Source organism: Paraburkholderia sp. SECH4 (assembly GCF_030511745.1).
GTDB lineage: Bacteria > Pseudomonadota > Gammaproteobacteria > Burkholderiales > Burkholderiaceae > Paraburkholderia > Paraburkholderia madseniana.
Genome location: NZ_JALOCP010000002.1, coordinates 225,186 through 249,268 on the forward strand (window position 1 = coordinate 225,186; position 24,083 = coordinate 249,268).

Sequence of the window (24,083 nt, forward strand, 5' to 3'; positions counted from 1 at the left end):
GTTGTATGCAGGGTGCATGCGTTGCGCCGACAAAAGGCTCGGGCCAAAGGCCGGCGCAGCGCGCGTTAGATCTTGGTGAGCCAGTGCGCGTACTTGTCGCTCTTGCCATTCACGATATCGAAGAAGCCGGATTGCAGCTTCTCGGTGATCGGGCCGCGTGCGCCCGAGCCGATCGTGCGGTTGTCGAGCTCGCGGATCGGCGTGACTTCCGCGGCGGTGCCGGTGAAGAACGCTTCGTCGCAGGTATAGACCTCGTCGCGCGTGATGCGTTTTTCGATCACCTGGATGCCCGCGTCGCGCGCCAGCGTGATGACCGTGTCGCGGGTGATGCCGTCGAGGCACGACGCCAGGTCCGGTGTGTACAGCTTGCCGTTGTTCACGAGGAAGAAGTTCTCGCCGGAGCCTTCCGACACATAGCCGTCCACGTCCAGCAGCAGCGCTTCGTCGTAACCGTCGGCAATCGCTTCCTGGTTGGCGAGGATCGAGTTCACGTACCAGCCCGACGCCTTGGCGCGGACCATCGACACGTTCACGTGATGGCGCGTGAACGACGAGGTCTTCACGCGGATGCCCTTGGCGATACCGTCTTCGCCGAGGTAAGCGCCCCACGGCCAGGCGGCGATCGCCACGTGGATCGTGTTGCCCTTGGCCGACACGCCGAGCTTTTCCGAGCCGACCCAGATGATCGGGCGCAGGTAGCAGGATTCCAGCTTGTTTTCACGGACCACTTCGCACTGAGCCGCGGCCAGCGTTTCGTGGTCGAACGGCACGTCCATCTGGAAAATCTTGGCCGAATTCAAGAGGCGCTTGGTGTGTTCCTGGAGGCGGAAAATCGCCGTGCCGCCGTCAGCCGTCTTGTAGGCGCGTACGCCTTCGAAAACGCCCATGCCGTAATGCAACGTGTGGGTAAGCACGTGGATCTTGGCGTCGCGCCAGTCGATGAGCTTGCCATCCATCCAGATCTTGCCGTCGCGATCGGCCATTGACATACGATTCTCCAGCGGTGCGGTGAAAGAGCGTTATTTTAGCGTCTTTTGCACAAGGAACGGGCATTTGGCCGCATCCCGGGCGCTATAATTCGGCGCACGCATAATTCAAATCCGGATGCGCCAGCGGGTGCTTGACGACCTGGCGCCGACCTCCCTTCGTTGCGCCGCCGCTTGGCGCCCGCGTTTCGCCTCATGCTCGCTCGCTTGTCAGATACCGATCGCCGTTCCTTCCGTGAGGGCGCGCGCGACTATTCGCCCACGCTGATGGCGATCTTCTCCTGGGGCCTCGTCACCGGCATCGCAATGAGCAAGTCCGTGCTCACGCTGCCGCAGGCGCTCACCATGTCGCTGCTCTGCTACGCCGGATCGTCGCAACTGGCCGTGCTGCCGTTGCTGGCTGCCAAGCTGCCGATCTGGACCGTGCTGCTCACCGCCGCGATGGTCAATACGCGTTTCGTGATCTTCAGCGCTGGTCTCGCGCCGCATTTTTCCTATCTGCCGATGTGGCGCCGCATCGTGCTCGGCTACTTCAACGGCGACGTGATCTATCTGCTGTTCCAGAAGAAGAGCTTCCAGACCGGTTACGTGCCGGGCAAGGAGGCGTACTTCTGGGGCATGGCGGTGTGCAGTTGGTTGTCGTGGCAGGTCTCGTCGATCGTCGGCATTCTGCTGGCGAGCCTGATTCCGGACAACTGGGGCCTCGCACTGGCAGGCACGCTGGCGCTGCTGCCCATCATGGTGTCGGCGATCGCCACGCGCTCCACGCTGGTCGCGGTCAGCATCGCCGGCCTGGTGTCGCTGCTCGCTTTCGACCTGCCGTACCGGCTCGCACTTCCGCTCGCGGTAATTGCGGCGATTGTCGCCGGCAGCGCGGCCGACCTGATGGTCGAGCGCGCCGACTTGCGCCGCATCCGTAACAGCGCCGGAGATTCCCAATGACATCCACGCAGATCTGGCTGGCCATTATCGGCATGACCTTCGTCACCGCGGTGACACGCGCGATGTTTCTAATCGGCGGCGAGCGCACGGTTTTGCCGGAGCGCGTGCAGCGGATGCTGCGCTATGCGCCGGCTGCGGCGCTTGCCGCCGTCGTGCTGCCCGATGTGCTGGCGACGCCGGAGGGGCTCTCGTTCGCGCCCTCGAATCACGAGTTTTACGCGACGCTGTCCGGTCTGGCGTGGTTTATGTGGCGGCGCACCATGCTTGGCACGATTGTGGTGGGAATGGCCGTGTTCACGCTCTTGCGCCTCTTCATGTAATTGATTGGATCGAAAATGCTGCACCGCGACATGCGCGGCGCATTCTTCAAATACGGGACATTCGCCTGGTTGCGGGTCAGAAGGCCGTGTGGATAAGTTAAAATGGCTGTTTCCGGGATAAGCGCGCCGCTGCATGGCGCGACCGCCGCGGCTTAGCCGCCGGCGCCCGACTCAGTGGAGCCGCTGCCGTGCCGAAGCGCTGGAGTTTGCCGCGCTTGAGGTCCAGCGCGTCGTCCGCCACCGCCTTCCCATCAACTCGCACATACACGCCCATGAACAAGGTATTGCGTCTCTCCGATCTGATCGCCGAAGGCAAGCTGTCCGGCAAACGCGTGTTCATCCGCGCCGATCTGAACGTGCCGCAGGACGATCAAGGCAACATCACCGAAGACACCCGCATCCGCGCTTCCGTGCCGGCGATCAAGGCCGCGCTGGACGCAGGCGCCGCCGTGATGGTCACGTCGCACCTGGGCCGCCCGACCGAAGGCGAGTTCAAGCCGGAAGATTCGCTCGCGCCGGTCGCGAAGCGCCTCGCCGAGCTGCTTGGCCGTGACGTGCCGCTGGTCGCCAACTGGGTCGAAAACGGCGTGAACGTCGCGCCGGGCCAGTTCGTGCTGCTGGAAAACTGCCGCGTCAACAAGGGCGAAAAGAAGGATTCCGACGAGCTCGCGCAGAAAATGGCGAAGCTCTGCGACGTCTACGTGAACGACGCATTCGGCACTGCGCACCGCGCCGAAGCCACCACGCACGGCATCGCCAAATACGCGCCGATCGCTTGCGCCGGCCCGCTGCTGGCGGCAGAGCTCGAAGCGCTCGGCAAGGCGCTGGGCGCGCCGAAGCGTCCGCTGGTGGCGATCGTCGCCGGCTCGAAGGTGTCCACCAAGCTGACCATTCTGAAATCGCTGGCCGACAAGGTCGATCAGCTGATCGTCGGCGGCGGCATCGCCAATACGTTCATGCTGGCGGCCGGCCTGAAGATCGGCAAGTCGCTCGCCGAAGCCGATCTGGTCGCCGAAGCCAAGGCCATCATCGACGCAGCGAAAGCCCGCGGCGCCTCGGTGCCGATCCCGACCGACGTGGTGACGGCGAAAGAATTCTCGCCGACTGCCAAGGCTGAAGTGAAGGCTGTCGCCGATGTAGAAGACGACGACATGATCCTCGACATCGGACCGGAAACCGCCAAGGTGCTCGCCGCGCAACTGGAAAAAGCCGGCACGATCGTGTGGAACGGTCCGGTCGGCGTGTTCGAATTCGATCAGTTCGGCAACGGTACGAAGACGCTGGCTGACGCGATCGCCAAATCGTCGGCGTTCTCGATTGCAGGCGGCGGCGATACGCTTGCGGCGATTGCCAAGTACGGCATCCACGACAAGGTCAGCTACATTTCGACGGGCGGCGGCGCCTTCCTCGAGTTCCTCGAGGGCAAGACACTACCCGCTGTCGCAGTTCTGGAATCGCGGGCTTAACGTGGTGACGCGCTCCCCCTCAGCGAAGTCTGCAAAAGCGCGCGGCGGCAAGCCGCGCAACACCACAGCAGCAACGGCAGGGGAGCGCGAAGCGCGCTCCGCCGCCACAACGGCCGTGGCTGAAGCCGCGGCCCCGCAGCAGCAGGAATCCGAGTTGTCCCTCGCGCTCGCGGAGTTGACCACTGCCAGCGAGGCAGCGGAATTGTCCACCGGACAAGCCGCCCACTCGCCTGCAGAACTCCCGGACGAAGAGGTTGCGCTCGCCCCCCCACCGGCGCCCCCCGTGCCGGTATCGAACACCGCTTCACCCCATAAAGCGACGCTGGTTTCAACCGGCGCGCAGCCCCCAGCAGCACCCTTCGGTGCGCAGCCTCCGCATCCGACTCGCAGCGCTCATTCCAGCGATCCCATCCAGACGAGGAGACTCATGCATCGCGCTACCAAGATTGTCGCTACCATCGGACCGGCTTCCAGTACGCCGGAAATCCTGCTGCAAATGATTCGGGCAGGGGCCGACGTGGTGCGGCTCAATTTCTCGCACGGCACCGCCGACGACCACCGCCAGCGCGCAGAATTCGTGCGCGAGGCGGCCCGCCAGGCCGGCCGCGAAGTCGGCATCATGGCCGACCTGCAAGGTCCGAAGATTCGCGTCGGCAAATTCGAAAACGGCAAGACCACGCTGGTCCCCGGCAACCCCTTCGTCCTCGACGCCGAATGTGAACTCGGCAACGACGATCGCGTCGGCCTCGACTACAAAGACCTGCCGCGCGACCTGAAACCGGGCGACGTGCTGTTGCTCAACGACGGCCTGATCGTGCTGGACGTCGTGCGCGTGCTCGGCAGCGAGATCCACACCACCGTGAAGGTCGGCGGCGAGCTGTCGAACAACAAGGGCATCAATCGCCAGGGCGGTGGCCTGACGGCGCCGGCTCTGACGGCCAAAGACATGGAAGACATCCGCACGGCCATGTCGCTTGGCGTGGATTACGTCGCGGTATCGTTCCCCAAGAACGCCACCGACATGGAAATGGCCCGCCAGCTCGCGAACATCGCGGGTGCGCCCTACGGCATCAAGCCGAAGATGATCGCGAAGATCGAGCGGGCGGAAGCGATTCCGGCACTGCAAGGCATCCTCGACGCATCGGACGGCATCATGGTTGCGCGCGGCGACCTGGCCGTGGAAGTGGGCAATGCCGCAGTTCCAGCGCTGCAAAAGCGCATGATTCGTATGGCCCGCGAATCGAACAAGTTCGTGATCACTGCGACCCAGATGATGGAATCGATGATCTACGCGCCGGTGCCGACCCGCGCCGAAGTGTCGGACGTCGCCAACGCGGTGCTGGACGGCACGGACGCGGTGATGCTGTCGGCCGAATCCGCAGCGGGCAAGTACCCGGTGCAGACCATCGAGACGATGGCCGCGATCTGCCTCGAAGCTGAGAAGTCGGAGCAGTCGGAGTTGGACAAGGATTTCCTCGACCGCACGTTCACGCGCATCGACCAGTCCATCGCGATGGGCGCGCTGTTTACGGCGTACCACCTGGGCGCGAAGGCGATCGTCGCGTTGACCGAATCGGGTTCGACCGCGCTGTGGATGTCACGTCACTGGACGCACGTGCCGATTTTCGCGCTCACGCCGCGCGTCGGCAGCGAACGGGCGATGGCGATCTACCGCAACGTCACGTCGCTGCATCTGGATACCAGCACCGATCGCGACACCGCGTTGCAGCAGGCGCTGGAAACCGTGGTCAGCAAGGGCTACGCGTCGCACGGTGACATGGTAGTGCTGACTGTCGGCGAGCCGATGGGCCAGGCAGGCGGTACGAATACGCTGAAGATCGTGCGCGTCGGTGAGCCGTATTGATTCGGTTTAAGCCGAAGACTGTTTAAGTTGGAGAATGCTCGATCGGCACGCAGGCTTGATTGAGTGAAGCAGGCTGTCATGCCCCGCGAGAGGCGGCGCACAGACTCCAATCGCGCGTGAAGGAAAACGCGCTTTAGGGAATGTGTGAACGGGTACGCAGCTTGCTTCGCGATAAAATCGCCCCAAAAGATGCCGACGGCACAGAATTCGTTTCAATCTAAGGAGTTAAGCATGCCTCTCGTATCAATGCGTCAACTGCTGGACCATGCCGCCGAAAACGGTTATGGCATTCCGGCATTCAACGTGAACAACCTGGAGCAGGTGCAGGCGATCATGGCCGCGGCCGACAAGGTCAACGCCCCGGTCATCATGCAGGCGTCGGCCGGCGCGCGTAAGTACGCGGGCGAGCCGTTCCTGCGCCACCTGATCGAAGCAGCGGTCGAGTCGTACCCGCATATTCCGGTCGTGATGCACCAGGATCACGGCCAGTCGCCGGCGGTCTGTATGGCGGCGATCCGCAGCGGTTTCACCAGCGTGATGATGGACGGTTCGCTCGAAGCCGACGGCAAGACGGTCGCATCGTACGAATACAATGTCGAAGTCTCGCGCAAGGTGGTTGAAGCGGCGCATTCGATCGGCATCACGGTGGAAGCGGAACTGGGCGTGCTCGGTTCGCTGGAAACCATGAAGGGCGACAAGGAAGACGGCCACGGCGCGGAAGGCACGATGACCCGCGAGCAACTGCTGACCGATCCGGAGCAGGCTGCCGACTTCGTCAAGCTGACGCAATGCGACGCGCTGGCGATCGCGATCGGTACGTCGCACGGCGCGTACAAGTTCAGCAAGAAGCCCACGGGCGACATCCTGTCGATCCAGCGCATCAAGGAAATTCACCAGCGCATTCCGAATACGCACCTGGTAATGCACGGTTCGTCGTCTGTGCCGCAGGAGCTGCTCGCGGAAATCCGCGAATTCGGCGGCGACATGAAGGAAACCTACGGCGTGCCGGTTTCAGAGATTCAGGAAGGTATCAGGAACGGTGTGCGCAAGGTCAATATCGACACCGACCTGCGTCTGGCGATCACTGGTGCGATCCGCCGCTACATGGCGACCAATCCGGGCAAGTTCGATCCGCGCGACTACCTGAAGCCGGCGCGCGAAGCCGCGATGAAGATCTGTCTCGAGCGCTTTACGCAATTCGGCTGCGAAGGCCAGGCCGGCAAGATCAAACCGGTTTCGCTTGATAAAATCGCGGAGAAGTACAAATCGGGCGAGCTCGCGCAAGTCGTCCGCTAAGCTATAAGCAGGCTCTACATCTGGCTGATTGGCCAGGTTGTCGTTCGATCGCCGTTCCCGCATCATCCGGGGAACGGCGTTTCCCTTTTGTTCCGGTCACACTTTTTGCCCCACTTTTAGCGAACCACGACGATGTCTACCCTTTACGAATCCACGCTCCACTCGCTGCCGCTGCTCGGCCGCGGTAAAGTCCGCGACAACTATGCGGTGGGCAACGACCAGTTGCTGATCGTCACGACCGACCGTCTGTCGGCGTTCGACGTCATCATGGGCGAGCCGATTCCGAATAAGGGCCGCGTGCTCAACGAAATGGCGAACTTCTGGTTCGAGAAACTGAAGCATGTGGTGCCGAATCACCTCACGGGCGTGGCGCCCGAATCCGTGGTGGCGGCTGACGAAGTCGAGCAGGTCAAGGGCCGTGCGGTAGTGGTGAAGCGCCTCGAGCCGATCCTCGTCGAAGCGGTGGTGCGCGGCTATCTGGCCGGCAGCGGCTGGAAAGACTACCAGGCAACCGGGTCGGTGTGCGGCGTGGAACTGCCGCCGGGCCTGCAGAACGCACAAAAGCTGCCTGAGCCGATTTTCACGCCGGCAGCCAAGGCCGAAATGGGCCACCACGACGAGAACATCACTTACAACGAGATGGAACGCCGCATCGGCACCGAACTGTCGGCCACGATCCGCGACATCTCGATCAAGCTGTACAAGGAAGCCGCTGACTACGCCGCTACGCGCGGCATCATCATCGCGGATACGAAGTTCGAATTCGGTCTGGACAACCACGGCCAGCTGTATCTGATGGACGAGGCGCTGACTGCCGACTCGTCGCGTTTCTGGCCGGCTGACCAGTACCAGGTCGGCACCAACCCGCCGTCGTTCGACAAGCAGTTCGTGCGCGACTGGCTCGAAACCCAGCCGTGGAAGAAAGAGCCGCCCGCACCGAAGCTGCCGGACGACGTGGTCACGAAGACGGGCGAGAAGTATCAGGAAGCGCTCGAACGCCTGACCGGACACAAGCTCGCTTAAGTACGCTTACCTGGTTATATCTGCATAGCGTGAGAAAACGCAGGGCCGCGCCAAGTTTGCTCACCCCCCTCGGGGGGCTGGCGCGAAGCGACAGGTAGGGGGCGCTCTCAAAAAACGCCGGGCCGCCCCAAGTTTGCTCACCCCCCTCGGGGGGCCTGGCGCGAAGCGACAGGTCGGGGGCGCTCTCAAGAAACAAGGAAGCCGTACCATGAGTGAAGCTCAAACTGCCCATACGCATGGCGCGCCGGTTGTCGGCGTGCTGATGGGTTCCAGTTCCGACTGGGAAGTGATGAAGAACGCCGTCGCGATTCTGCAAGAATTCGGCGTGCCGTATGAGGCCAAAGTCGTATCCGCGCACCGCATGCCCGACGAGATGTTTGCGTATGCCGAGAGCGCGCGCGAGCGCGGCATTCGCGCGATCATCGCGGGTGCGGGCGGCGCGGCGCATCTGCCGGGCATGCTGGCCGCCAAGACCACGGTGCCGGTGCTCGGCGTGCCGGTGGCGAGCAAGTATCTGAAGGGTGTCGATTCGTTGCATTCGATCGTGCAGATGCCCAAAGGCGTGCCGGTCGCCACGTTTGCAATCGGCGAAGCGGGCGCGGCGAATGCGGCGTTGTTCGCGGTGTCGATTCTGAGCGGCACGAGCGCCGAGTATGCGGAAAAGCTGGCGGCGTTCCGCGTGCGCCAGAACGAAGCGGCCCACGCAATGGTGCTGCCGGCGCTGTAAGCGCCAAGGCTGATTGCTTTTAAGACGTCCCCACTGTTTGACCCCCGGCTGGATGCTGCTGTATGAATGCAGCACCCGGCCGCGACCGACCACTAAGATGAACCCAGACAACACACCGGTTTCACCGATTCTGCCCGGCGCATGGCTTGGCATGGTCGGTGGCGGCCAGCTCGGCCGCATGTTCTGTTTTGCCGCTCAGGCAATGGGCTATCGCGTTGCCGTGCTCGACCCGGACGAAAACAGTCCCGCGGGCGCGGTCGCCGACCGCCATATCCGTGCGGCTTACGACGACGAAGCGTCGCTCACCGAACTCGCGCGGCTGTGCGCGGCGGTGTCGACCGAATTCGAGAATGTGCCGGCGGCGAGCCTCGATTTCATGGCGAAAACCACCTTCGTGAGCCCGGCCGGCCGTTGCGTCGCCGTGGCCCAGGACCGGATCGCCGAGAAGCGTTTTATCGCGTCGTCAGGCGTGACGGTCGCGCCGCACGTGGTGATCGAATCGTCGGACGCGCTGGCCGCGCTCGACGACGCGAAGCTCGAAGCCGTGCTGCCCGGCATTCTGAAGACTGCACGCATGGGCTACGACGGCAAAGGTCAAATCCGCGTGCGCAACGCCGAGGAGGTGCGCGAGGCGCATGCGTCGCTCGCGGGTGTTCCGTGCGTGCTGGAAAAGCGCTTGCCGCTGAAGTTCGAAGTGTCCGCGCTGATCGCGCGCGCGGCGAGCGGCGCGTCGGTGGTGTATCCGCTGGCGCAGAACACGCATCGCGACGGCGTGCTGTCGCACACCATCGTGCCCGCGCCGGATGCAAGCCCGACGCTGGTCCAGCAAGCACAGCAGGCCGCGCTGCAAATCGCGGACAAGCTCGGCTATGTCGGCGTGCTGTGCGTCGAGTTCTTCATTCTCGAAGACGGGTCGCTGGTTGCCAACGAAATGGCGCCGCGCCCGCATAACTCCGGCCATTACACCGTGGACGCCTGTGCGACCAGCCAGTTCGAACAGCAGGTCCGCGCCATGACCGGCATGCCGCTCGGCGACACGCGCCAGCATTCGCCGGCGGTGATGCTGAACATCCTCGGCGACGTCTGGTTCCCAAGCGGCCCGAAGGGCGCGGCAGTCACGCCGCCGTGGCACGAAGTCGCCGCGATGCCGGCGGCGCGTTTGCATCTGTACGGCAAGGAAGAAGCACGTTGCGGCCGCAAGATGGGCCACGTGAACTTCACGGCCGCGACACTCGAAGAAGCCCGCACGTCGGCGCGCGATTGCGCGCGGCTCCTGCATATCATCACGAGCTGACGCGAGCGCCATGCCGGATCAAAGCAAACCTGCCGAAGGGGGCGCCGCAAGCGCCTTGCCTGTGAGCGCCGAGCAGATCGAACACGCTGCCGCGCTGCTCGACGCGGGCGGCCTCGTCGCGTTCCCCACGGAGACGGTCTACGGACTCGGCGGCGACGCTGAAAATCCGGAAGCGGTCGCGCGTATTTACGCGGCGAAGGGCAGGCCGGCGAATCATCCGGTGATCGTGCATCTGGCGCCGCAGGGCGATCCGAACTACTGGGTCGAGCATTTGCCGGCGGAAGCGCAGCGCTTGATCGATGCGTTCTGGCCGGGGCCGCTCACGTTGATCCTGAAGCGTGCCGAGCGGATCAATGCAGCCGTGAGCGGTGGCCAGGACTCAGTGGGTTTGCGCTGCCCGTCACATCCGGTTGCCCAGGCTTTGCTCGAAGCGTTCAGTGCGTTGCGCGGCGGACATGGCGGCGTGGCCGCTCCGTCGGCGAATCGTTTTGGTCATGTGAGCCCGACGACGGCGCAACATGTGCGCGACGAGTTCGGCAGCGCGATTCATGTGTTGGACGGCGGCGCATCTGATGTCGGGATCGAATCGACGATTCTGGATTTGTCGCGCGGATTTCCGGCGCTGTTGAGGCCCGGTCGCGTAACGCCGCAGGATATCGCCGACGTACTCGGCGAGGCGCCACGCCTGCCCGACGGTTCGGATGCAACGGCACCGCGCGCTTCGGGGACGTTGAAGGCGCACTATGCGCCGCGCACGCCGTTGGCCTTGCTGTCTTTTGATGCGTTGCAGATTTTGCTCGCGACGCGCCAGGGCGATGAACGCGTGGCCTTGGTAGCGCGTGCTTCCCGCGCACGGGAGTGGGCTCATGCCGAGGGCGTGCATTTCATTGCCGCGCCTGAAGATCCGCACGTTTATGCGCGCGAGCTGTATGGCCTGCTAAGGGCACTCGATCGCGCGAATGTGAGCCGGATTCTCATCGAGAAGTTGCCGGACACGATCGAGTGGATCGCTGTGAACGATCGACTGGGCAGGGCCGCAGCGGCCTTTGAAGCGCAAGGTTAAGGTTTGATCTTCTTGCCTGTGTGGCCCTAACGTGGCACGTAGCAGGCGAATACACATCGCGCGCCGCTTCGGCGAACAAATCACAGCACGCTAACGCTGCAGGCGCCTGATCCGAAGCGCCGCGCAGGTAATAAAAAACGCCCGGCTTGACCAGCAAGCCGGGCGTTCGCAGAATTCGCATCCTGCTGCCGCTACGCGGCCACCCTCAACTTATTTCCCCAACCCGGTGGCCGCGACCTGCTGCTGAACGAACTGCGCGAACAAAGCGTGCAAGTGCGTGCTCGGATGGACCAGATCCGCGAACATGTAGGTCTGGTCAGCGCCAGCCACCGTGTAAGTCTGCGGTGAGCAGAACAGCGACGAACCGAACTGGGCGCCGTACTGTGCCGGGGTCAGCCCGTTCGTTGCGCTCGGATTGGCGGTGGCGAACGCGGTTGCGTTGGCCACCATCGACGTCAGGTTACACGCCGTACCGGTGTTGGGCACCGTGAAGCCCAGCGCCTGGTAGTTCGGCAACTGCTGATCGATCCACGTGAAAGCATCGGCCACGATGACCTTGCCCGTGCCCAGCAGGCCGAGGGCCGTCAGGCTCTGGACCAGGATGCCGTTATACGCCGCGGTAATCCCCGACAGGAGTGCAGCCGTGCCAGGTGCCGCTGCGTTGGCCTGAACGCCTTGCGGCGTATTGCCGATGTCCGGCACCGTCGACACCACCACGTGGGTCGCACCCGAGTTGACGATGGTCTGGATTTGCGCGGCGAGCTGCGTGGCGGCCGTCGCGATCTGGGGGTTGGCCAGTTGCTGCAGGTAGCCGGCGATGAACTGTACCTGGCCTGCCTGCGAGTTCGGCAGTTTGCCGGCCTGTACGAGCAGCGGGTATTGCGTCTGTAGCGCGGTGCCGAGCGCCGTCAGATTGGCGGCGGTCGAGAACTGGAAGATGTCGTTCGCGCCGCCGTTCACCAGCACGAGCTGGTTCGAGTTGAAGCTCGTATGCGCGCCCAGGTAGTTCGCCACCTGGGTCACCACCGGCACTGTCGTGGCCGCCGCGTTGTTCGGTGCCCAACCTTCGCCTTGGGCGTTGACGACGTCCGAGCCGCCTTGCGCGTAGCCCAATCCGCCCGTCGCAACCAGCGGTTGACCGAAGCCGCCCACATACGCGGCGGTCAACGTGCCGCCGTAGTACTCCGCGACCTTCTGGGTCCACACTTCACCTGGGTTGGTCGTGAAGCGGCCGCCGCCGAAGCTCGACTGAATCACCGGCGCGTACGTGCCGACATCCGACAAGCTGTCGCCAAACGAAACGACCTGCAATTTCACGCCGCCTGCCGGCGTGCTGCTCGAGCTGTTGTTGTTATCGCTGCCGCCGCAAGCCGCGAGCAGCGCAAACGCCGCACTGGCGATGGCGATCTGCGTGACGCGGACGAAATTACGTTGCTTCGATGCTGTTTGTTTCATGTTGACTACATCTCCTCGTATGTGTGGCCCTTATGCCATGTATTGCAGGCAGCGCCCACCGCGTCGGCGGCATGACGACAGCTTACAGAATCTTCTACGGCCTGCGCGGTGCTTGAAACGCGGCTGTATGGTTCTCTTCAATGCCCGTAGCGCCGCCGGATGCCGCGGCACCGGCACTCACGCCCGCGGCGCGGCGCGCGTGATAGGCCGCGGCCCATGCGGGCGGTGCGAACAGCGCGCGCAACTTGTTGCGCCAGCCTCGCACGCTCACGAAATCGGCGGCCATCGACGCCCATTCATGAAACGTCGCCTTCAGCGGGTTATAGGTGTGAAGCGGTTCGACGATGCCGTACACCGGTGCGTCGTGCGGATCTTCCTCGACATAGCTGCCGAACAGGCGATCCCAGATCACCAGCACGCCGGCATAGTTGCGGTCGATATAGCGGTCGTTGCGTGCGTGATGCACGCGGTGAATCGACGGCGTGTTGAACACGTATTCGAGCCAGCCGAGTTTGCCGATCGCTTGCGTGTGCACGAAGAACTGGAAGCCGAGATTGATCAGCACGATCGCGACGATCTGCTTCGGCGGAAAGCCGAACACGGCGAGCGGAATCCAGAACAACCACATGCCGGCAATCGGATACATCAGGCTCTGGCGGAATGCGGTCGAAAAATTCATCCGCTCCGACGAGTGATGCACGACATGCGCGGCCCACAGCCAGCGCACGCGGTGGCTGCACCGGTGAAACCAGTAATAGAGCAGATCCTGAGCGACGAACAGCACGACGAACGACACCCAGCTCGCCTGCCACGTATAGACGCGATAGTGATCGTAGAAAAATGCGTAGACGGGGATGATCGCGAGCCACGCGAGCTTGTCTGCGGCTTGCTGCATCAGCGCGAGCGCGGCGTTGCAGAACGTGTCGCGCCAGCTATAGAGCTGCGCGCCGGGGCGCGTGCGCCGCAGGTGCCACGCCTCCCAGCCAATGCATGCGAGAAAGACTGGCGCCATGGCTAGCAGCAGCAATTCGGCATCGAATTGCATCGTGTCTTCCTCCGTGGTCCCTGGCCGCTGCGCTTGCCGCAGCGGACGTTGTCGTTATCGTTTGATTGGGCCACGCTTTTCGTAACGGCTGCGTGGCTCGTGCGCTACGCATAACGTTTTACGCGCGCCTCAAACACTGCCCGACAGCGTACACGCTTGGGCGCATTGCGGCGCGTGGGTTCTATAGAAGGAATCCTCAATGGGCACCGCGCTTGTGCGGGTTTTTCCTGGGCTTGCTGCCGCGCGGTTGGGCGACGGAGTCTGAGACCTTCGTGAATCCCTGGGAGGGTCCCTGATACACCCATTCGAGCAAGGCGTCGTGCGCGGCGCGCGCGGCCTCCGAATGCGGGTCGTTGATCAGGCTCACCACCACGTAGCTGTTGCCATCCGACGAGGCCACGTAACCGGCGATCGCACGCACGTCGCGCAGGGTGCCGGTCTTGATGTGCGCGTTGCCGCCCGCGCCCTGGTTGGTCAAGCGGTTGCGCATCGTGCCGTCGACGCCCGCAATCGGCAGCGACTCCACGAACACCTGGGCGACCGGGCTCGCATTGGCCCGCTGCAGCAGATCGGCGAGCGAGAGCGCGGTGACGTGCTCGTCGCGCGACAGACCCGAGCCGTTGTCGAGCGTCAGGTATTGCATGTCGACGCTGTCGCGGCGCAGAAATTCCTCGATGGCGCGCGCCGATTTCGCGGGCGTGGCGGGCGCTTTTTCTTCCGTTGCGCCGATCGTCAGGAACAGGTTGCGCGCCATCGTGTTGTTACTGAACTTGTTGATGTCGCGCACGATGTCGGAGAGCATCGGCCCCTGGTGCGTGGCGACGAGGCGTGCACCGACCGGCACCGGGCCTTCGCGGGTCGCGCCGCTGAACGTGCCGCCGGTTTGCTGCCACAGGGCGAGGAATCCGCCCGCGAAGAACGCGGAGTGATCGAGCACCGCGACGTTGATCGTGCGCGGACCGCAGCGCACCGAGTAATCGCCGTCGAACGACGCCACCACGGTGCCGTTCGGCTGCGGCGTGACGGTGGGCGAGACGGAGGCGGCATCGCCGCGGCACGGGCCGTTGACGGCGTGCATCTGATTGTCGATCTGTAGCTGCGAGAGCGCGGGCAGCACGTCGATGGCGACGCTGCCGTCCGGCGAAGGCGTCAGCGTGAACGACAGCGATTTGAAGGCGTACAGCAGCGGATCGGGGCCGACGTTGTACGGCGCGGTGGTGTCGTCGTCGAACGGCGGCAGATCGCGCGTGGAGGCGTCGAAATAGCGCTTGTCGAGCACCAGCGCGCCGTCGATGCCGTTGATCCCCGACTTGTGGATCTTCTGCACGAGGTCGATCAGTTCTTCGGGCACGAGTTTCGGATCGCCCGTGCCCTGGATGTACAGATTGCCGTGCAGCACGCCGTTGGCGTCGAGCGTGCCGTCCGCGTAGGCGCTCGTGCGCCAGCGATAGTCCGGGCCGAGGATCGACAGGCCGGAGTAGGTGGTGACGAGTTTCATCGTCGAGGCGGGCATCATCGGCTTGCCGGCGTTCAGCGCGAGGATTGGCGTGCGGTCGCCCACTTTCTCGACCACCACGCTGATCGACGACAAAGGCACGTGCGCGCGCTGCAGGCCGAGCATCACCGGCTGCGGCAACACCGTGGTGACGTTGACGCTTGGATGCGTGGCCTTGACGCGCGCCTGTGCAGTGAGCGGCAACGCCGCGCCGCCGCAGCCGAGCGCGGCGCAGGTAAGCAGCAACGCCGCCGAGCGCGGTGCGAACCGGCGAAGCAGAGAGTCTGCAGCAGGAGAAGGCAGCGGACGCAGCACCACACGGCGTGCGAGAGAGTGCAAAAAAGCGGGCAAAAAAGCGTGCGTCATGGACAGGCGAAGAAGCAAGATTTCGGGGCGCGGTGGCGCGCGGCAATCCAGAGGGTGTCGAAGCGTCGCGTGGCGCGCGGAAAACCGCGGCGCGACGCAAAGCGCCCATTGTAGAGACATGCCGCCACGCTGCGGTGAAAAAGCGTCGCGCGGCGCGCACGTCGGGGCTGGGCGCTAGAATGCGGCATCGTCAAATGTTTCAGGACCGTACCAACCATGCGCATATTGCTAGTCGAAGACGACCGGATGATCGCCGAAGGTGTACGCAAGGCGCTACGCGGTGAAGGCTTCGCGGTCGACTGGGTGGAAGACGGCGAAGCGGCGCTCAGCGCTGCGGCCAGCCAACCTTACGATCTGGTGCTGCTCGATCTCGGCCTGCCCAAACGCGACGGGCTCGACGTGCTGCGCACGCTGCGCGCCAAAGGCCAGGCCATTCCGGTGCTGATCGTCACCGCGCGCGACGCGGTTGCCGATCGCGTCAAAGGCCTCGACGCCGGCGCGGACGACTACCTCGTCAAACCTTTCGATCTCGACGAACTCGGCGCCCGCATGCGCGCGCTGATCCGCCGCCAATCGGGCCGCAGCGATTCGACGATTCGCCACGGCAACCTGACGCTCGATCCGGCTTCGCATCAGGTCACGCTCGACGGCGCGCCGGTCGCGTTGTCGGCGCGTGAATTCGCCCTGCTCGAAGCGTTGATCGCACGGCCCGGCGCGGTGCTTTCAAAGAGCCAGCTCGAAGAAAAAATGTACGGCTGGGGCGAGGAAATCGGCAGCAATACGGTCGAGGTCTACATCCACGCTCTGCGCAAGAAGCTCGGCGCGGATCTGATCCGCAACGTGCGCGGTCTTGGCTACATGATCGCGAAGGACGCCTGAGCCGATGCGCTCGATTCGCCGTCAATTGTTGGTCTGGCTGCTGGCGCTGGTGTTGCTCGGCGTCGGCATTGCGGGTTGGCTGATCTACCGGCAAGCGCTTGCCGAAGCCAACGAACTGTTCGATTACCAGTTGGAGCAGATCGCCGCGGCGCTGCCGTCGGAACCGTTCTCCCAGGTGCTCGGTTCGCGTGACACCGGCGACGAAGGCATCGTGCTGCAGATCTGGAATCGCAACGGCGTGCTGATGTACTACTCGCGCCCGCGTGCGCCGCTCGCGCCGCGCGCCGAAATCGGCTTTTCGACCGAGCATACGGAGCGCGGCGACTGGCGCGTGTACGGCGCGATCGTCGGCGATAACGTCGTGCAGCTCGCGCAGCCGGTTTCGGTGCGCAACCGGCTGGCGGCGAATGTCGCGTTGCGGACCCTGTGGCCCTTGATCGTTCTGCTGCCGTTTCTGGGTCTCGCGGTGTGGGTAATCGTCGGGCGCGGGTTGCGGCCGTTGCGGCGCGTGACCAGTGCGCTCGACGCGCGTCACCCGGAGGCGCTCGATCCCTTGCCCGATCAGCGTCTGCCGCTCGAAGTGCAGCCGCTCGTGCGCGCGTTGAACGGCCTGCTCGAACGGCTCGCCACTGCGCTTGATATTCAGAAAGCATTCGTCGCCGATGCCGCGCACGAATTGCGCACGCCGCTTGCCGCCGTGCAGATCCAGTCGCAACTGGTAGCCCGCGCGAAAGACGACGCCGCGCGCAGCGAAGCGCTGGCCGATCTGCAGGCGGGCGTCACGCGCGCCACACGTCTCGCCGAACAATTGCTGGCGCTTGCGCGTTCGGAGCCGGACGGCGTCGCCGCGACGAACGCGATCGATCTGCGCGCGCTGCTGCAGGATTGCGTGGCGGCGTACGCGCCGCTTGCGCAGAATCGCGGCGTCGATCTCGGGATCGAGGCGAGCGAACCCGCCACGGTGACCGGCGACGCCGACGCGCTGCGGGTCATGTTCAACAATCTCGTTGATAACGCAACCAAATACACGCCGCGAGGCGGCCGTGTCGACGTCGGCCTGCATGTCGACGAAGGTCATCCGATGGTGCGGATTGCCGACAGCGGGCCGGGCATCGAGCCGGCCGAACGCGAGCGCGTGTTCGATCGCTTCTACCGGGCCGGCGCCGGCGCGAACCGCGTGCGCACTGATGTGGCGGGCAGCGGCCTCGGCCTCGCGATCGTGCGCCGCATCGCCACGCAACACCATGCGGCGGTGAAGCTCGACGAATCGCCGGCGGGTGGTTTGCAGGTCGAAGTGCACTTCTGAGGGTGAGGCTTTCTGTTCGTAAAGTGGCTCGAACGTGGCTTGAATGTGGCTTAAACGAGGCTTAAACAAGCCTCAAAAATGGGCTTGAAGCGATCTGGCGCTGCTTAAGACTCTTTTAAGCGATGCCACGTACGCTTCATCTCATTCCAAAGCCTCTTTCTCCCAGTCAGGAGTACACGATGAACGCGAAAACCTTGTCCCGCAGCGCTGTTGCAGTGGCTGTCGCCGTGGCGCTCTCCGCCGGCTATGTGGCGGGGCATCGCGACGTGCCCGCGCCGCAGGTGATCACGCCGGCGCAGGCCGCGATGATGCCTGCTGAAGCCGCGGCGAAAACCGGCATCCCCGATTTCTCAGGTCTGGTCGAAACCTACGGCCCGGCCGTGGTCAACATCAGCGCGAAGCACGTGGTCAAGCAGACGGCATTGCGCGGTAACGGCGGTAATGGCGCCAACGGCGGCAACCAGTTGCCGATCGATCCGAGCGACCCCTTCTATCAGTTCTACAAGCACTTCTTCGGCGGCATGCCGGGCATGCAAGGCGGCGACGGCGGCGATGCGTCCGATCAGCCGAGCGCGAGCCTCGGCTCGGGATTCATCGTCAGCAATGACGGCTACATCCTGACCAATGCCCACGTGGTGGACGGCGCGAACGTCGTCACCGTTAAGCTCACCGACAAGCGTGAATTCAGGGCAAAAGTGGTCGGCGCCGACAAGCAGTCCGACGTCGCCGTGCTGAAGATCGATGCGAGCAGTCTGCCGACCGTGAAGATCGGCGATCCGCGTCAGAGCAAGGTCGGCCAGTGGGTGGTCGCGATCGGCTCGCCTTACGGTTTCGACAACACCGTGACCTCGGGCATCATCAGCGCGAAATCGCGCTCGCTGCCGAACGAAAACTACACGCCGTTCATCCAGACCGACGTGCCGGTGAATCCGGGTAACTCGGGCGGCCCGCTGTTCAATCTGCAAGGCGAAGTGATCGGCATCAACTCGATGATCTATTCGCAGACGGGTGGCTTCCAGGGCCTTTCGTTCGCGATCCCGATTAACGAAGCGATCAAGGTCAAGGACGACATCGTCAAGACCGGCCATGTGAGCCGCGGACGTCTCGGCGTCGCGGTGCAGGGCATGAACCAGACGCTGGCCGATTCGTTCGGCATGCAGAAGCCGCAGGGCGCGCTCGTCAGCTCGGTCGATCCGGGCGGCCCGGCCGCCAAGGGTGGGTTGCAACCGGGCGACGTGATTCTGTCGGTGAATGGCGAGCCGGTCGGCGACTCGTCCGATCTGCCGTCGCAGGTCGCGGGTCTGGCGCCGGGCAGTTCGGCCACCGTGCAGGTGTGGCGCGACAAGGCCACCAAAGACCTGAAGGTGACGATCGGTTCACTGTCGGATGCCAAGGTGGCCTCGGACAAGGCCGATCAGCCGACCCAGTTGCAAGGCCGTCTCGGCGTGGCGGTGCGGCCGCTGACGCCGGAAGAGAAGAGCGGCGCGTCGGTGTCGCACGGCCTGCTGGTGCAGCAATCGGGCGGCGCGGCTGAAAGCGCCGGCATCCAGCCGGGCGACGTGATTCTGGCGGTCAATGGCCGGCCGGTCACGAGCGTCGATCAGTTGAAGCAGATGATCGCCGGCGCGGGCAACAGCATCGCATTGCTGATCCAGCGGGATAACGCGCAGATCTTCGTGCCGGTCGATCTCGGCTAAGCGGACATTGATCGCATTGAAGTAATGCTTGCCGGTCCTTGCACTTACTGCGTACGGACCGGCATTTTTTTATCTGTTTCAAAGCCGTGATTCAACGCTGTATCAAAGCTGTAAAGCAGGGCGCTCTGCGCCGCATGGCATGGCGCAGCAGCGGTTTCCATACGACGCGAACTGATGGCGGGCACGCAGGTTGCGTCTTCCTTGATCTGGACCCTCCGAGGGATTCCGGACGACAAGGACCTAAAGAAGGAGCGAACCGATGAAAACCCAACGCAAGCAGCGAAGGATCGTAGCCGCCGCAGTTTGCGCAGCGCTCACGCTCGGTCTGGCGGGCGGCGCTTACGCGCAGGCGAGTGACGTAACGGGCGGCACGACCACCGACGAAAGCAGCGCGGGCAACGCCAACGGTGGCGGCCTGCCGCAAATCCAGCACCAGGGCGACGTCTCGTTCGTGTCGGGCGGCGTCGGTCTCGACGAATCGAAAGCATTGCAGCAGGCGCAAAGCCAGTGGCCGCTGTCGATGCGCTTCACCGGCCCCGGCTCCGATTTTCTCGCCGACATCCACGTGCGGATCGTCGATGCGCACGATGGCAATGTGCTGACCGCCACCTCGCGTGGGCCGTATATGCTGGTCAGGCTGCGCCCGGGCCGCTATACCGTGCATGCGCAGTACAAGGATAACGACCAGACCAAGGCGGTGACGATTCCGGCCAAGGGCACCGCCAAGGCGGCGTTCTACTGGAATACGCAATAAGCGGCTCGCCTCTCTGAGCGGCGCCGGGCGAGACGCCCCAGCGGCATTCAGGAAGGCCGCGCAATCGGCTTAACTTTGGCCGATAATGAAGCCACGGGTGCACCCCGTGGCTTTTTTGTTGCACGACCGCATACCGAGTTGCACCCCGAGTTGCATCCCGGGTTACATCCCATCACGGAGCCGAGACATGAGCGATGCCTTGACACCTCACGGAAGCCCCGGCGCCGGCGCGAGCACGGGCGGGCACACCATCGCCATCAGCGGCAACAACCATCGGGTGCGGGTGATCCACGGCGGCGTGACGATGGCCGATACCCAGGCCGGCTTGACGCTCACCGAAACCGGCCTGCCGGACGTGTTCTATTTTCCGCGCGGCGACGTCAACATGGCACGCCTCGAACGCTCCACCCATACTTCGCACTGCCCGTTCAAGGGCGAAGCCTCGTACTATCATTTGCGCACCGAAGACGGTCTGATCGAAAACGCCGTCTGGAGCTATGAGACGCCGCTTGAACCGGCGCTAAAGATAAAAGGGTATCTCGCGTTTTACGCATCGCGCGTCGACCGCATCGATCAGACGTCCTGACCGGCTGTCGCGCGTTCATCGGGGAGGCTGCCATGGAACTGAACGACGCGTTACGGATTCCGCTTGCGCCGTCCGACGTTTGGGACGCGTTGCAGGACCTCGCCTTGTTGCGTGCCAGCCTCGACAACTGCGAGTCGTTCACACGGCTCGGCGACGGCGAATATGCACTGACCATGACCGTGCCGCTCGGGCCGCTGCGCGCGCGTTACGAAGCGCGTGCCCATGTCGCCGGCCAGGATTCCGGACCGGCGGACGCGCAGCGCCGCACCATCAACTTCAAGGCGCGCGCCGAGGGCATCGGCTCGTTGCGCGGCCAGATCGAAGTGAGGTTGCGCGCGGACGATGGCTCGCATGGCGTCGGCAGGGAGCGGGGCACGCGGATCGATTACACGATCTGGGCGACCTCGTCCGGGCCGCTCGCCGAACTGCCCACGCGCCAGCTCGAAAACGCGTTGCATCAACTGGCCGACGATTTTTTCGACGAGTTCGGCGCGGTCGTTCGAGCCAAGCATGGGCAAGGGCCGAACCGTGCACGCGGTTCGGCGGCGCGTCGGCAGCACGTGTTTCTGCGGCCGATCACGCTTGGCGGGATTGCCCGGCGCACGCGCGTGGATCATGGCAATGCGCTGACCGGGCGGGCGGCGAGCGCATCGCATGGGGCGGCCCACGGTGTGTCGCATGGAGTCTCGCATCGCGAACCCAATCCGCATGTCGTGCCGAACTGGGCGTGGGCGGTCATGATTTTTCTGGTGGCGCTGCTGTTGTATGTGGCGCGCTGGATTAGCGAGCAGTGACGGCGTGGCTTGGCGCACCGCTGTCGTGCCAGCGCGACTACGAAATCCTGGTGGGCGACTACGAAACACCGTCGACCACACGGCATTTGCGGTCCTTGAATGCGCTATCCGCTTTTGCCGGTCTCACCCGCGCTCACACGCCGCGGAACTCCCGCCTCCACGCGGATGGCGAGGTGCGGAACGCCTCCGCGAAATGTTGCCGTAGCGAGGCGGTCGAGCCGAATCCCGCAATCCCCGCGATCGCTTCCACGGACTCATCCGTGCTTTCCAACAGTTGCTGCGCACGGCCGAGCCGCTGCGTCAGCAGCCATGCGCCGACGGTCGTGCCGGTGGCGAGCCGGAAGCGTCGCGTAAACGTGCGGCGGCTCATCAACGCGCGTTCGGCGAGCGTGTCGAGCGTATGCGGCGCATCCAGATTCCCGCTTACCCAATCGAGCAGACAGGACAGGCGGTCGCCGCGCACGTTCGGCGCGACCGGTTGCTGAATGTATTGCGCCTGGCCACCCTGCCGATGCGGCGGCACCACCAGTCGTCGCGCGACATAGTTCGCCGCCTGCGCGCCGCTCATCTTGCGCAGGACATGCAGGCAGCAGTCGAGACCGGCAGCGGTGCCGGCCGAAGTCAGTACGTTGCCGTCGTCGACATAGAGCACGTCGGGATCGAGCCGCACGCGCGGATAGCGGCGAGCGAAATCGTCCGCCCACGCCCAGTGGGTCGACGCCGGCCGGTCGTCGAGAATGCCTGCGGCGGCCAGCACGAACGCGCCAAGACACAGCCCGACCAACTGGGCGCCGCGTGCATGGGCGGCGCGCAGTGCGTCGAGCAGGGCGGCGGGCGGCGTCTCGTCCGGATCGCGCCAGCTCGGCACGATGATCGTATCCGCGTCGGCGAGTGCTTCGAGCCCATGTGTGACCGCGATCGAGAAGCCGGCGGTGGTGGTCAGGGCGCAGCGCTCGGCAGCGCAGACGCGAAAGTCGAAATCGGGCAAGCCACCGTTGCTGCGGTCCTCGCCGAACACCACGCACGGTACCGAAAGATGGAACGGGCTGATGCCGTCGAACGCGACGACCGCGACGACATGGCGGGGCGCGACGTCGCGCCCGGCGGTAGAGGAGGTGGATGTAGCCGTCATTCGCAATCGCCCCGTGACATTTAACGATGGCCCGATTCTAGCGAAGATTGTCATTCGGGTCGCTATCGGGGACATGGCGGCTGACGAACAATGCTTCATCGCCGCTGCCTGCAGAACGCCCATCCCGGGTCGCGCAGCGCGAGCCCTAACTGCTCAACTGACAGGAGTCTTGCTATGACCGCACCCCGCCGCGCGCTGATCGTCATCGATGTGCAGAACGAATACGTTACCGGCGATCTGCCGATCGAATACCCGGATGTGCAAACCTCGCTCGCCAACATCGGCCGGGCGATGGATGCGGCTCGTGCCGCCGGTGTGCCGGTGGTGGTCGTGCAACATCTCGCGCCGGCCGGCTCGCCGGTGTTCGCGCGCGGCAGCGAAAGCGCCGAGCTGCATCCGGTGGTGGGTGCGCGGGCACACGATCACTACATTGAGAAGTCGCGGGCGAGCGCCTTTACCGGTACTGATCTCGCCGACTGGCTGGCCGCGCAGCAGATCGACACGCTGACGGTCGTCGGTTACATGACGCACAACTGCGACGCGTCGACGATCAACCACGCATACCATGCGGGGTTTGCCGTCGAATTTCTGCACGACGCAGCCGGCTCGCTGCCCTATGAGAACAGCGCGGGCTTTGCGAGCGCGCAGGAGATTCACCGGGTCTTCAGCGTGGTCCTACAGTCGAACTTCGCGGCGGTGGCGAGTACGGAGCAGTGGATCGCCACGGTGCAGGGTGAGGCGCCGCTCGAACGCGGCGATATCTACACGTCGAATCAGAAGGCGCGGGCGCGCCGGGTCGCGGCGTAAGTATCTAGCTAGTCTGACCGGGTAACCGGGCGGCGGCTGCCGTCCGATTCCCGATGCGCAGCGCCGGACTCAGCCGTAGCGCATCGAACATCCCGGCGACCATTTGCTCCGCATGCTTGCTGAAATCGGTCGCCGCCTGCAAAAACAGCATGTCGCGCAGCGAGCCGCTGATGAACGCATGCACCATCGTCGCCGCGATTCTGGTGTCGAGATCGGCCGGCAATTGCCCTTTGGAGATCGCATTGCGCAGACCGCCCTCGATCTTCAACAGCCCTTCGCGCATGTTGGTCTGATAACGGATCATCACCGGACCCATCTCTTCGACGAACTCGCACTTCAGAAAGAGGATGTCGAACACCCGCCGGCGGCGCGGGTCGTTGGCGGTATCGCGCAGGCAGACCGTGCAGATTTCCGTCAGGCGCCCGAGCGGGTCGGGTTCATTGGGGTCTTGCGAGGCGGCCTTGAGTTCGTCCAGCGGCAGCAGCACGCGGTCGAACATTTCGGTAAACAGATCGCCTTTGTGCGCGAAATGCCAATAGATTGCGCCGCGCGTCACGCCGGCGGCCTGCGCGATGTCGGCGAGCGACGTGCGCGATACACCCTTCTCGAAGAAAACCCGTTCGGCCGCGTCGAGAATGCTGTTGCGCGTCTCCTGTGCCTCTTCCTTGGTTCTTCTGACCATATTGTGGTGACCTGCCCTGATTGTGGGGTTTTCCCGGGCGCTTTTAAGTACGCTCGATGACAATCTGTCTGCCGTTAAGCAATTTACGAAGCGATCTTGCAGGC

22 protein-coding genes are annotated in these 24,083 nt (G+C 64.1%); 16 read left to right on the plus strand and 6 right to left on the minus strand.

What is annotated here, in order from left to right:
• Positions 1-65: 65 nt before the first annotated feature.
• Complete coding sequence (locus M0D67_RS03905) at positions 66-989, minus strand: branched-chain amino acid transaminase (RefSeq protein ID WP_097390330.1); 924 nt, start codon at positions 987-989, stop codon at positions 66-68.
• A gap of 192 nt (positions 990-1,181) precedes the next feature.
• On the opposite strand from M0D67_RS03905, the gene M0D67_RS03910 reads away from it, so the two are divergent.
• The 9 genes from M0D67_RS03910 to M0D67_RS03950 all read left to right on the plus strand — a co-directional run bounded on the left by M0D67_RS03910 (position 1,182) and on the right by M0D67_RS03950 (position 10,981).
• On the plus strand, positions 1,182-1,928 hold the full coding sequence (locus M0D67_RS03910) for an AzlC family ABC transporter permease (RefSeq protein WP_154558674.1): 747 nt from the start codon (positions 1,182-1,184) through the stop codon (positions 1,926-1,928).
• On the plus strand, positions 1,925-2,248 hold the full coding sequence (locus tag M0D67_RS03915; protein WP_154558673.1) for an AzlD domain-containing protein: 324 nt from the start codon (positions 1,925-1,927) through the stop codon (positions 2,246-2,248). Before M0D67_RS03910 ends, M0D67_RS03915 begins: the two co-directional genes overlap by 4 nt.
• Positions 2,249-2,520: 272 nt before the next feature.
• A complete protein-coding gene (locus tag M0D67_RS03920) occupies positions 2,521-3,714 on the plus strand; it encodes a phosphoglycerate kinase (protein WP_154558672.1) in 1,194 nt (397 codons plus the stop codon).
• 427 nt (positions 3,715-4,141) lie between these two features.
• Positions 4,142-5,578: a pyruvate kinase gene (gene pyk / locus M0D67_RS03925; RefSeq protein ID WP_154558671.1), complete on the plus strand. Its 1,437-nt coding sequence runs from the start codon at positions 4,142-4,144 to the stop codon at positions 5,576-5,578.
• Positions 5,579-5,809: 231 nt separating this feature from the next.
• On the plus strand, positions 5,810-6,874 hold the full coding sequence (gene fba, locus M0D67_RS03930) for a class II fructose-bisphosphate aldolase (RefSeq protein ID WP_154558670.1): 1,065 nt from the start codon (positions 5,810-5,812) through the stop codon (positions 6,872-6,874).
• Positions 6,875-7,006: 132 nt separating this feature from the next.
• A complete protein-coding gene (locus M0D67_RS03935) occupies positions 7,007-7,897 on the plus strand; it encodes a phosphoribosylaminoimidazolesuccinocarboxamide synthase (RefSeq protein ID WP_028196245.1) in 891 nt (296 codons plus the stop codon).
• Between the two features lie 208 nt (positions 7,898-8,105).
• The gene (gene purE, locus M0D67_RS03940) at positions 8,106-8,624 is read left to right on the plus strand and encodes a 5-(carboxyamino)imidazole ribonucleotide mutase (protein ID WP_029968172.1); all 519 of its coding nucleotides are present in this window, start codon (positions 8,106-8,108) and stop codon (positions 8,622-8,624) included.
• Between the two features lie 97 nt (positions 8,625-8,721).
• A complete protein-coding gene (locus M0D67_RS03945) occupies positions 8,722-9,918 on the plus strand; it encodes a 5-(carboxyamino)imidazole ribonucleotide synthase (protein WP_154558669.1) in 1,197 nt (398 codons plus the stop codon).
• 10 nt (positions 9,919-9,928) lie between these two features.
• Positions 9,929-10,981 carry an L-threonylcarbamoyladenylate synthase gene (locus M0D67_RS03950; protein ID WP_154558668.1) on the plus strand — a complete coding sequence of 351 codons (1,053 nt, stop codon included), beginning with the start codon at positions 9,929-9,931 and terminating at the stop codon, positions 10,979-10,981.
• Positions 10,982-11,191: 210 nt separating this feature from the next.
• On the opposite strand, the gene M0D67_RS03955 is transcribed toward M0D67_RS03950, so the two are convergent.
• From M0D67_RS03955 to dacB, 3 genes are all read right to left on the minus strand, one after another.
• Positions 11,192-12,436 (minus strand): SGNH/GDSL hydrolase family protein, encoded by a 1,245-nt coding sequence (locus M0D67_RS03955; protein WP_154558667.1) that lies wholly within the window; start codon positions 12,434-12,436, stop codon positions 11,192-11,194.
• 94 nt (positions 12,437-12,530) lie between these two features.
• Positions 12,531-13,481 (minus strand): sterol desaturase family protein, encoded by a 951-nt coding sequence (locus M0D67_RS03960; RefSeq protein WP_266237397.1) that lies wholly within the window; start codon positions 13,479-13,481, stop codon positions 12,531-12,533.
• A gap of 196 nt (positions 13,482-13,677) precedes the next feature.
• Entirely contained in the window at positions 13,678-15,342 is a 1,665-nt protein-coding gene (gene dacB, locus M0D67_RS03965; RefSeq protein WP_233464747.1) for a D-alanyl-D-alanine carboxypeptidase/D-alanyl-D-alanine-endopeptidase, read from the minus strand.
• Positions 15,343-15,558: 216 nt separating this feature from the next.
• On the opposite strand from dacB, the gene M0D67_RS03970 reads away from it, so the two are divergent.
• The 6 genes from M0D67_RS03970 (at position 15,559) to M0D67_RS03995 (ending at position 21,358) form a co-directional block, all read left to right on the plus strand.
• Positions 15,559-16,221, plus strand: coding sequence for a response regulator (locus tag M0D67_RS03970; RefSeq protein WP_054034404.1), 663 nt, complete (start codon positions 15,559-15,561; stop codon positions 16,219-16,221).
• A gap of 4 nt (positions 16,222-16,225) precedes the next feature.
• Positions 16,226-17,527, plus strand: coding sequence for an ATP-binding protein (locus tag M0D67_RS03975; RefSeq protein WP_154558666.1), 1,302 nt, complete (start codon positions 16,226-16,228; stop codon positions 17,525-17,527).
• 179 nt (positions 17,528-17,706) lie between these two features.
• Positions 17,707-19,224, plus strand: coding sequence for a DegQ family serine endoprotease (locus M0D67_RS03980; RefSeq protein WP_154558665.1), 1,518 nt, complete (start codon positions 17,707-17,709; stop codon positions 19,222-19,224).
• Between the two features lie 259 nt (positions 19,225-19,483).
• Positions 19,484-19,978, plus strand: a complete 495-nt coding sequence (locus M0D67_RS03985; protein WP_154558664.1) for a carboxypeptidase regulatory-like domain-containing protein — start codon at positions 19,484-19,486, stop codon at positions 19,976-19,978.
• Between the two features lie 187 nt (positions 19,979-20,165).
• Complete coding sequence (locus tag M0D67_RS03990; RefSeq protein WP_154558663.1) at positions 20,166-20,564, plus strand: DUF427 domain-containing protein; 399 nt, start codon at positions 20,166-20,168, stop codon at positions 20,562-20,564.
• A gap of 32 nt (positions 20,565-20,596) precedes the next feature.
• Entirely contained in the window at positions 20,597-21,358 is a 762-nt protein-coding gene (locus tag M0D67_RS03995; protein WP_154558662.1) for a CoxG family protein, read from the plus strand.
• A gap of 133 nt (positions 21,359-21,491) precedes the next feature.
• Here the strand turns inward: M0D67_RS03995 and M0D67_RS04000 are convergent, their stop codons facing one another.
• Positions 21,492-22,490, minus strand: a complete 999-nt coding sequence (locus M0D67_RS04000; RefSeq protein ID WP_154558661.1) for a helix-turn-helix domain-containing protein — start codon at positions 22,488-22,490, stop codon at positions 21,492-21,494.
• 174 nt (positions 22,491-22,664) lie between these two features.
• Between M0D67_RS04000 and M0D67_RS04005 the strand changes: the two genes are divergently transcribed.
• Positions 22,665-23,297, plus strand: a complete 633-nt coding sequence (locus tag M0D67_RS04005; RefSeq protein ID WP_154558660.1) for a cysteine hydrolase family protein — start codon at positions 22,665-22,667, stop codon at positions 23,295-23,297.
• A gap of 4 nt (positions 23,298-23,301) precedes the next feature.
• Here the strand turns inward: M0D67_RS04005 and M0D67_RS04010 are convergent, their stop codons facing one another.
• Positions 23,302-23,979, minus strand: a complete 678-nt coding sequence (locus tag M0D67_RS04010) for a TetR family transcriptional regulator (RefSeq protein WP_154558712.1) — start codon at positions 23,977-23,979, stop codon at positions 23,302-23,304.
• Between the last annotated feature and the right edge of the window lie 104 nt (positions 23,980-24,083).

Bases quoted from the DNA above. Each gene is read 5' to 3' on its own strand.
- M0D67_RS03905 (WP_097390330.1), bottom strand. From the start codon at position 989: ATGTCAATGGCCGATCGCGACGGCAAGATCTGGATGGATGGCAAGCTC.
- M0D67_RS03910 (WP_154558674.1), top strand. From the start codon at position 1,182: ATGCTCGCTCGCTTGTCAGATACCGATCGCCGTTCCTTCCGTGAGGGC.
- M0D67_RS03915 (WP_154558673.1), top strand. From the start codon at position 1,925: ATGACATCCACGCAGATCTGGCTGGCCATTATCGGCATGACCTTCGTC.
- M0D67_RS03920 (WP_154558672.1), top strand. From the start codon at position 2,521: ATGAACAAGGTATTGCGTCTCTCCGATCTGATCGCCGAAGGCAAGCTG.
- pyk (WP_154558671.1), top strand. From the start codon at position 4,142: ATGCATCGCGCTACCAAGATTGTCGCTACCATCGGACCGGCTTCCAGT.
- fba (WP_154558670.1), top strand. From the start codon at position 5,810: ATGCCTCTCGTATCAATGCGTCAACTGCTGGACCATGCCGCCGAAAAC.
- M0D67_RS03935 (WP_028196245.1), top strand. From the start codon at position 7,007: ATGTCTACCCTTTACGAATCCACGCTCCACTCGCTGCCGCTGCTCGGC.
- purE (WP_029968172.1), top strand. From the start codon at position 8,106: ATGAGTGAAGCTCAAACTGCCCATACGCATGGCGCGCCGGTTGTCGGC.
- M0D67_RS03945 (WP_154558669.1), top strand. From the start codon at position 8,722: ATGAACCCAGACAACACACCGGTTTCACCGATTCTGCCCGGCGCATGG.
- M0D67_RS03950 (WP_154558668.1), top strand. From the start codon at position 9,929: ATGCCGGATCAAAGCAAACCTGCCGAAGGGGGCGCCGCAAGCGCCTTG.
- M0D67_RS03955 (WP_154558667.1), bottom strand. From the start codon at position 12,436: ATGAAACAAACAGCATCGAAGCAACGTAATTTCGTCCGCGTCACGCAG.
- M0D67_RS03960 (WP_266237397.1), bottom strand. From the start codon at position 13,481: ATGCAATTCGATGCCGAATTGCTGCTGCTAGCCATGGCGCCAGTCTTT.
- dacB (WP_233464747.1), bottom strand. From the start codon at position 15,342: ATGACGCACGCTTTTTTGCCCGCTTTTTTGCACTCTCTCGCACGCCGT.
- M0D67_RS03970 (WP_054034404.1), top strand. From the start codon at position 15,559: ATGCGCATATTGCTAGTCGAAGACGACCGGATGATCGCCGAAGGTGTA.
- M0D67_RS03975 (WP_154558666.1), top strand. From the start codon at position 16,226: ATGCGCTCGATTCGCCGTCAATTGTTGGTCTGGCTGCTGGCGCTGGTG.
- M0D67_RS03980 (WP_154558665.1), top strand. From the start codon at position 17,707: ATGAACGCGAAAACCTTGTCCCGCAGCGCTGTTGCAGTGGCTGTCGCC.
- M0D67_RS03985 (WP_154558664.1), top strand. From the start codon at position 19,484: ATGAAAACCCAACGCAAGCAGCGAAGGATCGTAGCCGCCGCAGTTTGC.
- M0D67_RS03990 (WP_154558663.1), top strand. From the start codon at position 20,166: ATGAGCGATGCCTTGACACCTCACGGAAGCCCCGGCGCCGGCGCGAGC.
- M0D67_RS03995 (WP_154558662.1), top strand. From the start codon at position 20,597: ATGGAACTGAACGACGCGTTACGGATTCCGCTTGCGCCGTCCGACGTT.
- M0D67_RS04000 (WP_154558661.1), bottom strand. From the start codon at position 22,490: ATGACGGCTACATCCACCTCCTCTACCGCCGGGCGCGACGTCGCGCCC.
- M0D67_RS04005 (WP_154558660.1), top strand. From the start codon at position 22,665: ATGACCGCACCCCGCCGCGCGCTGATCGTCATCGATGTGCAGAACGAA.
- M0D67_RS04010 (WP_154558712.1), bottom strand. From the start codon at position 23,979: ATGGTCAGAAGAACCAAGGAAGAGGCACAGGAGACGCGCAACAGCATT.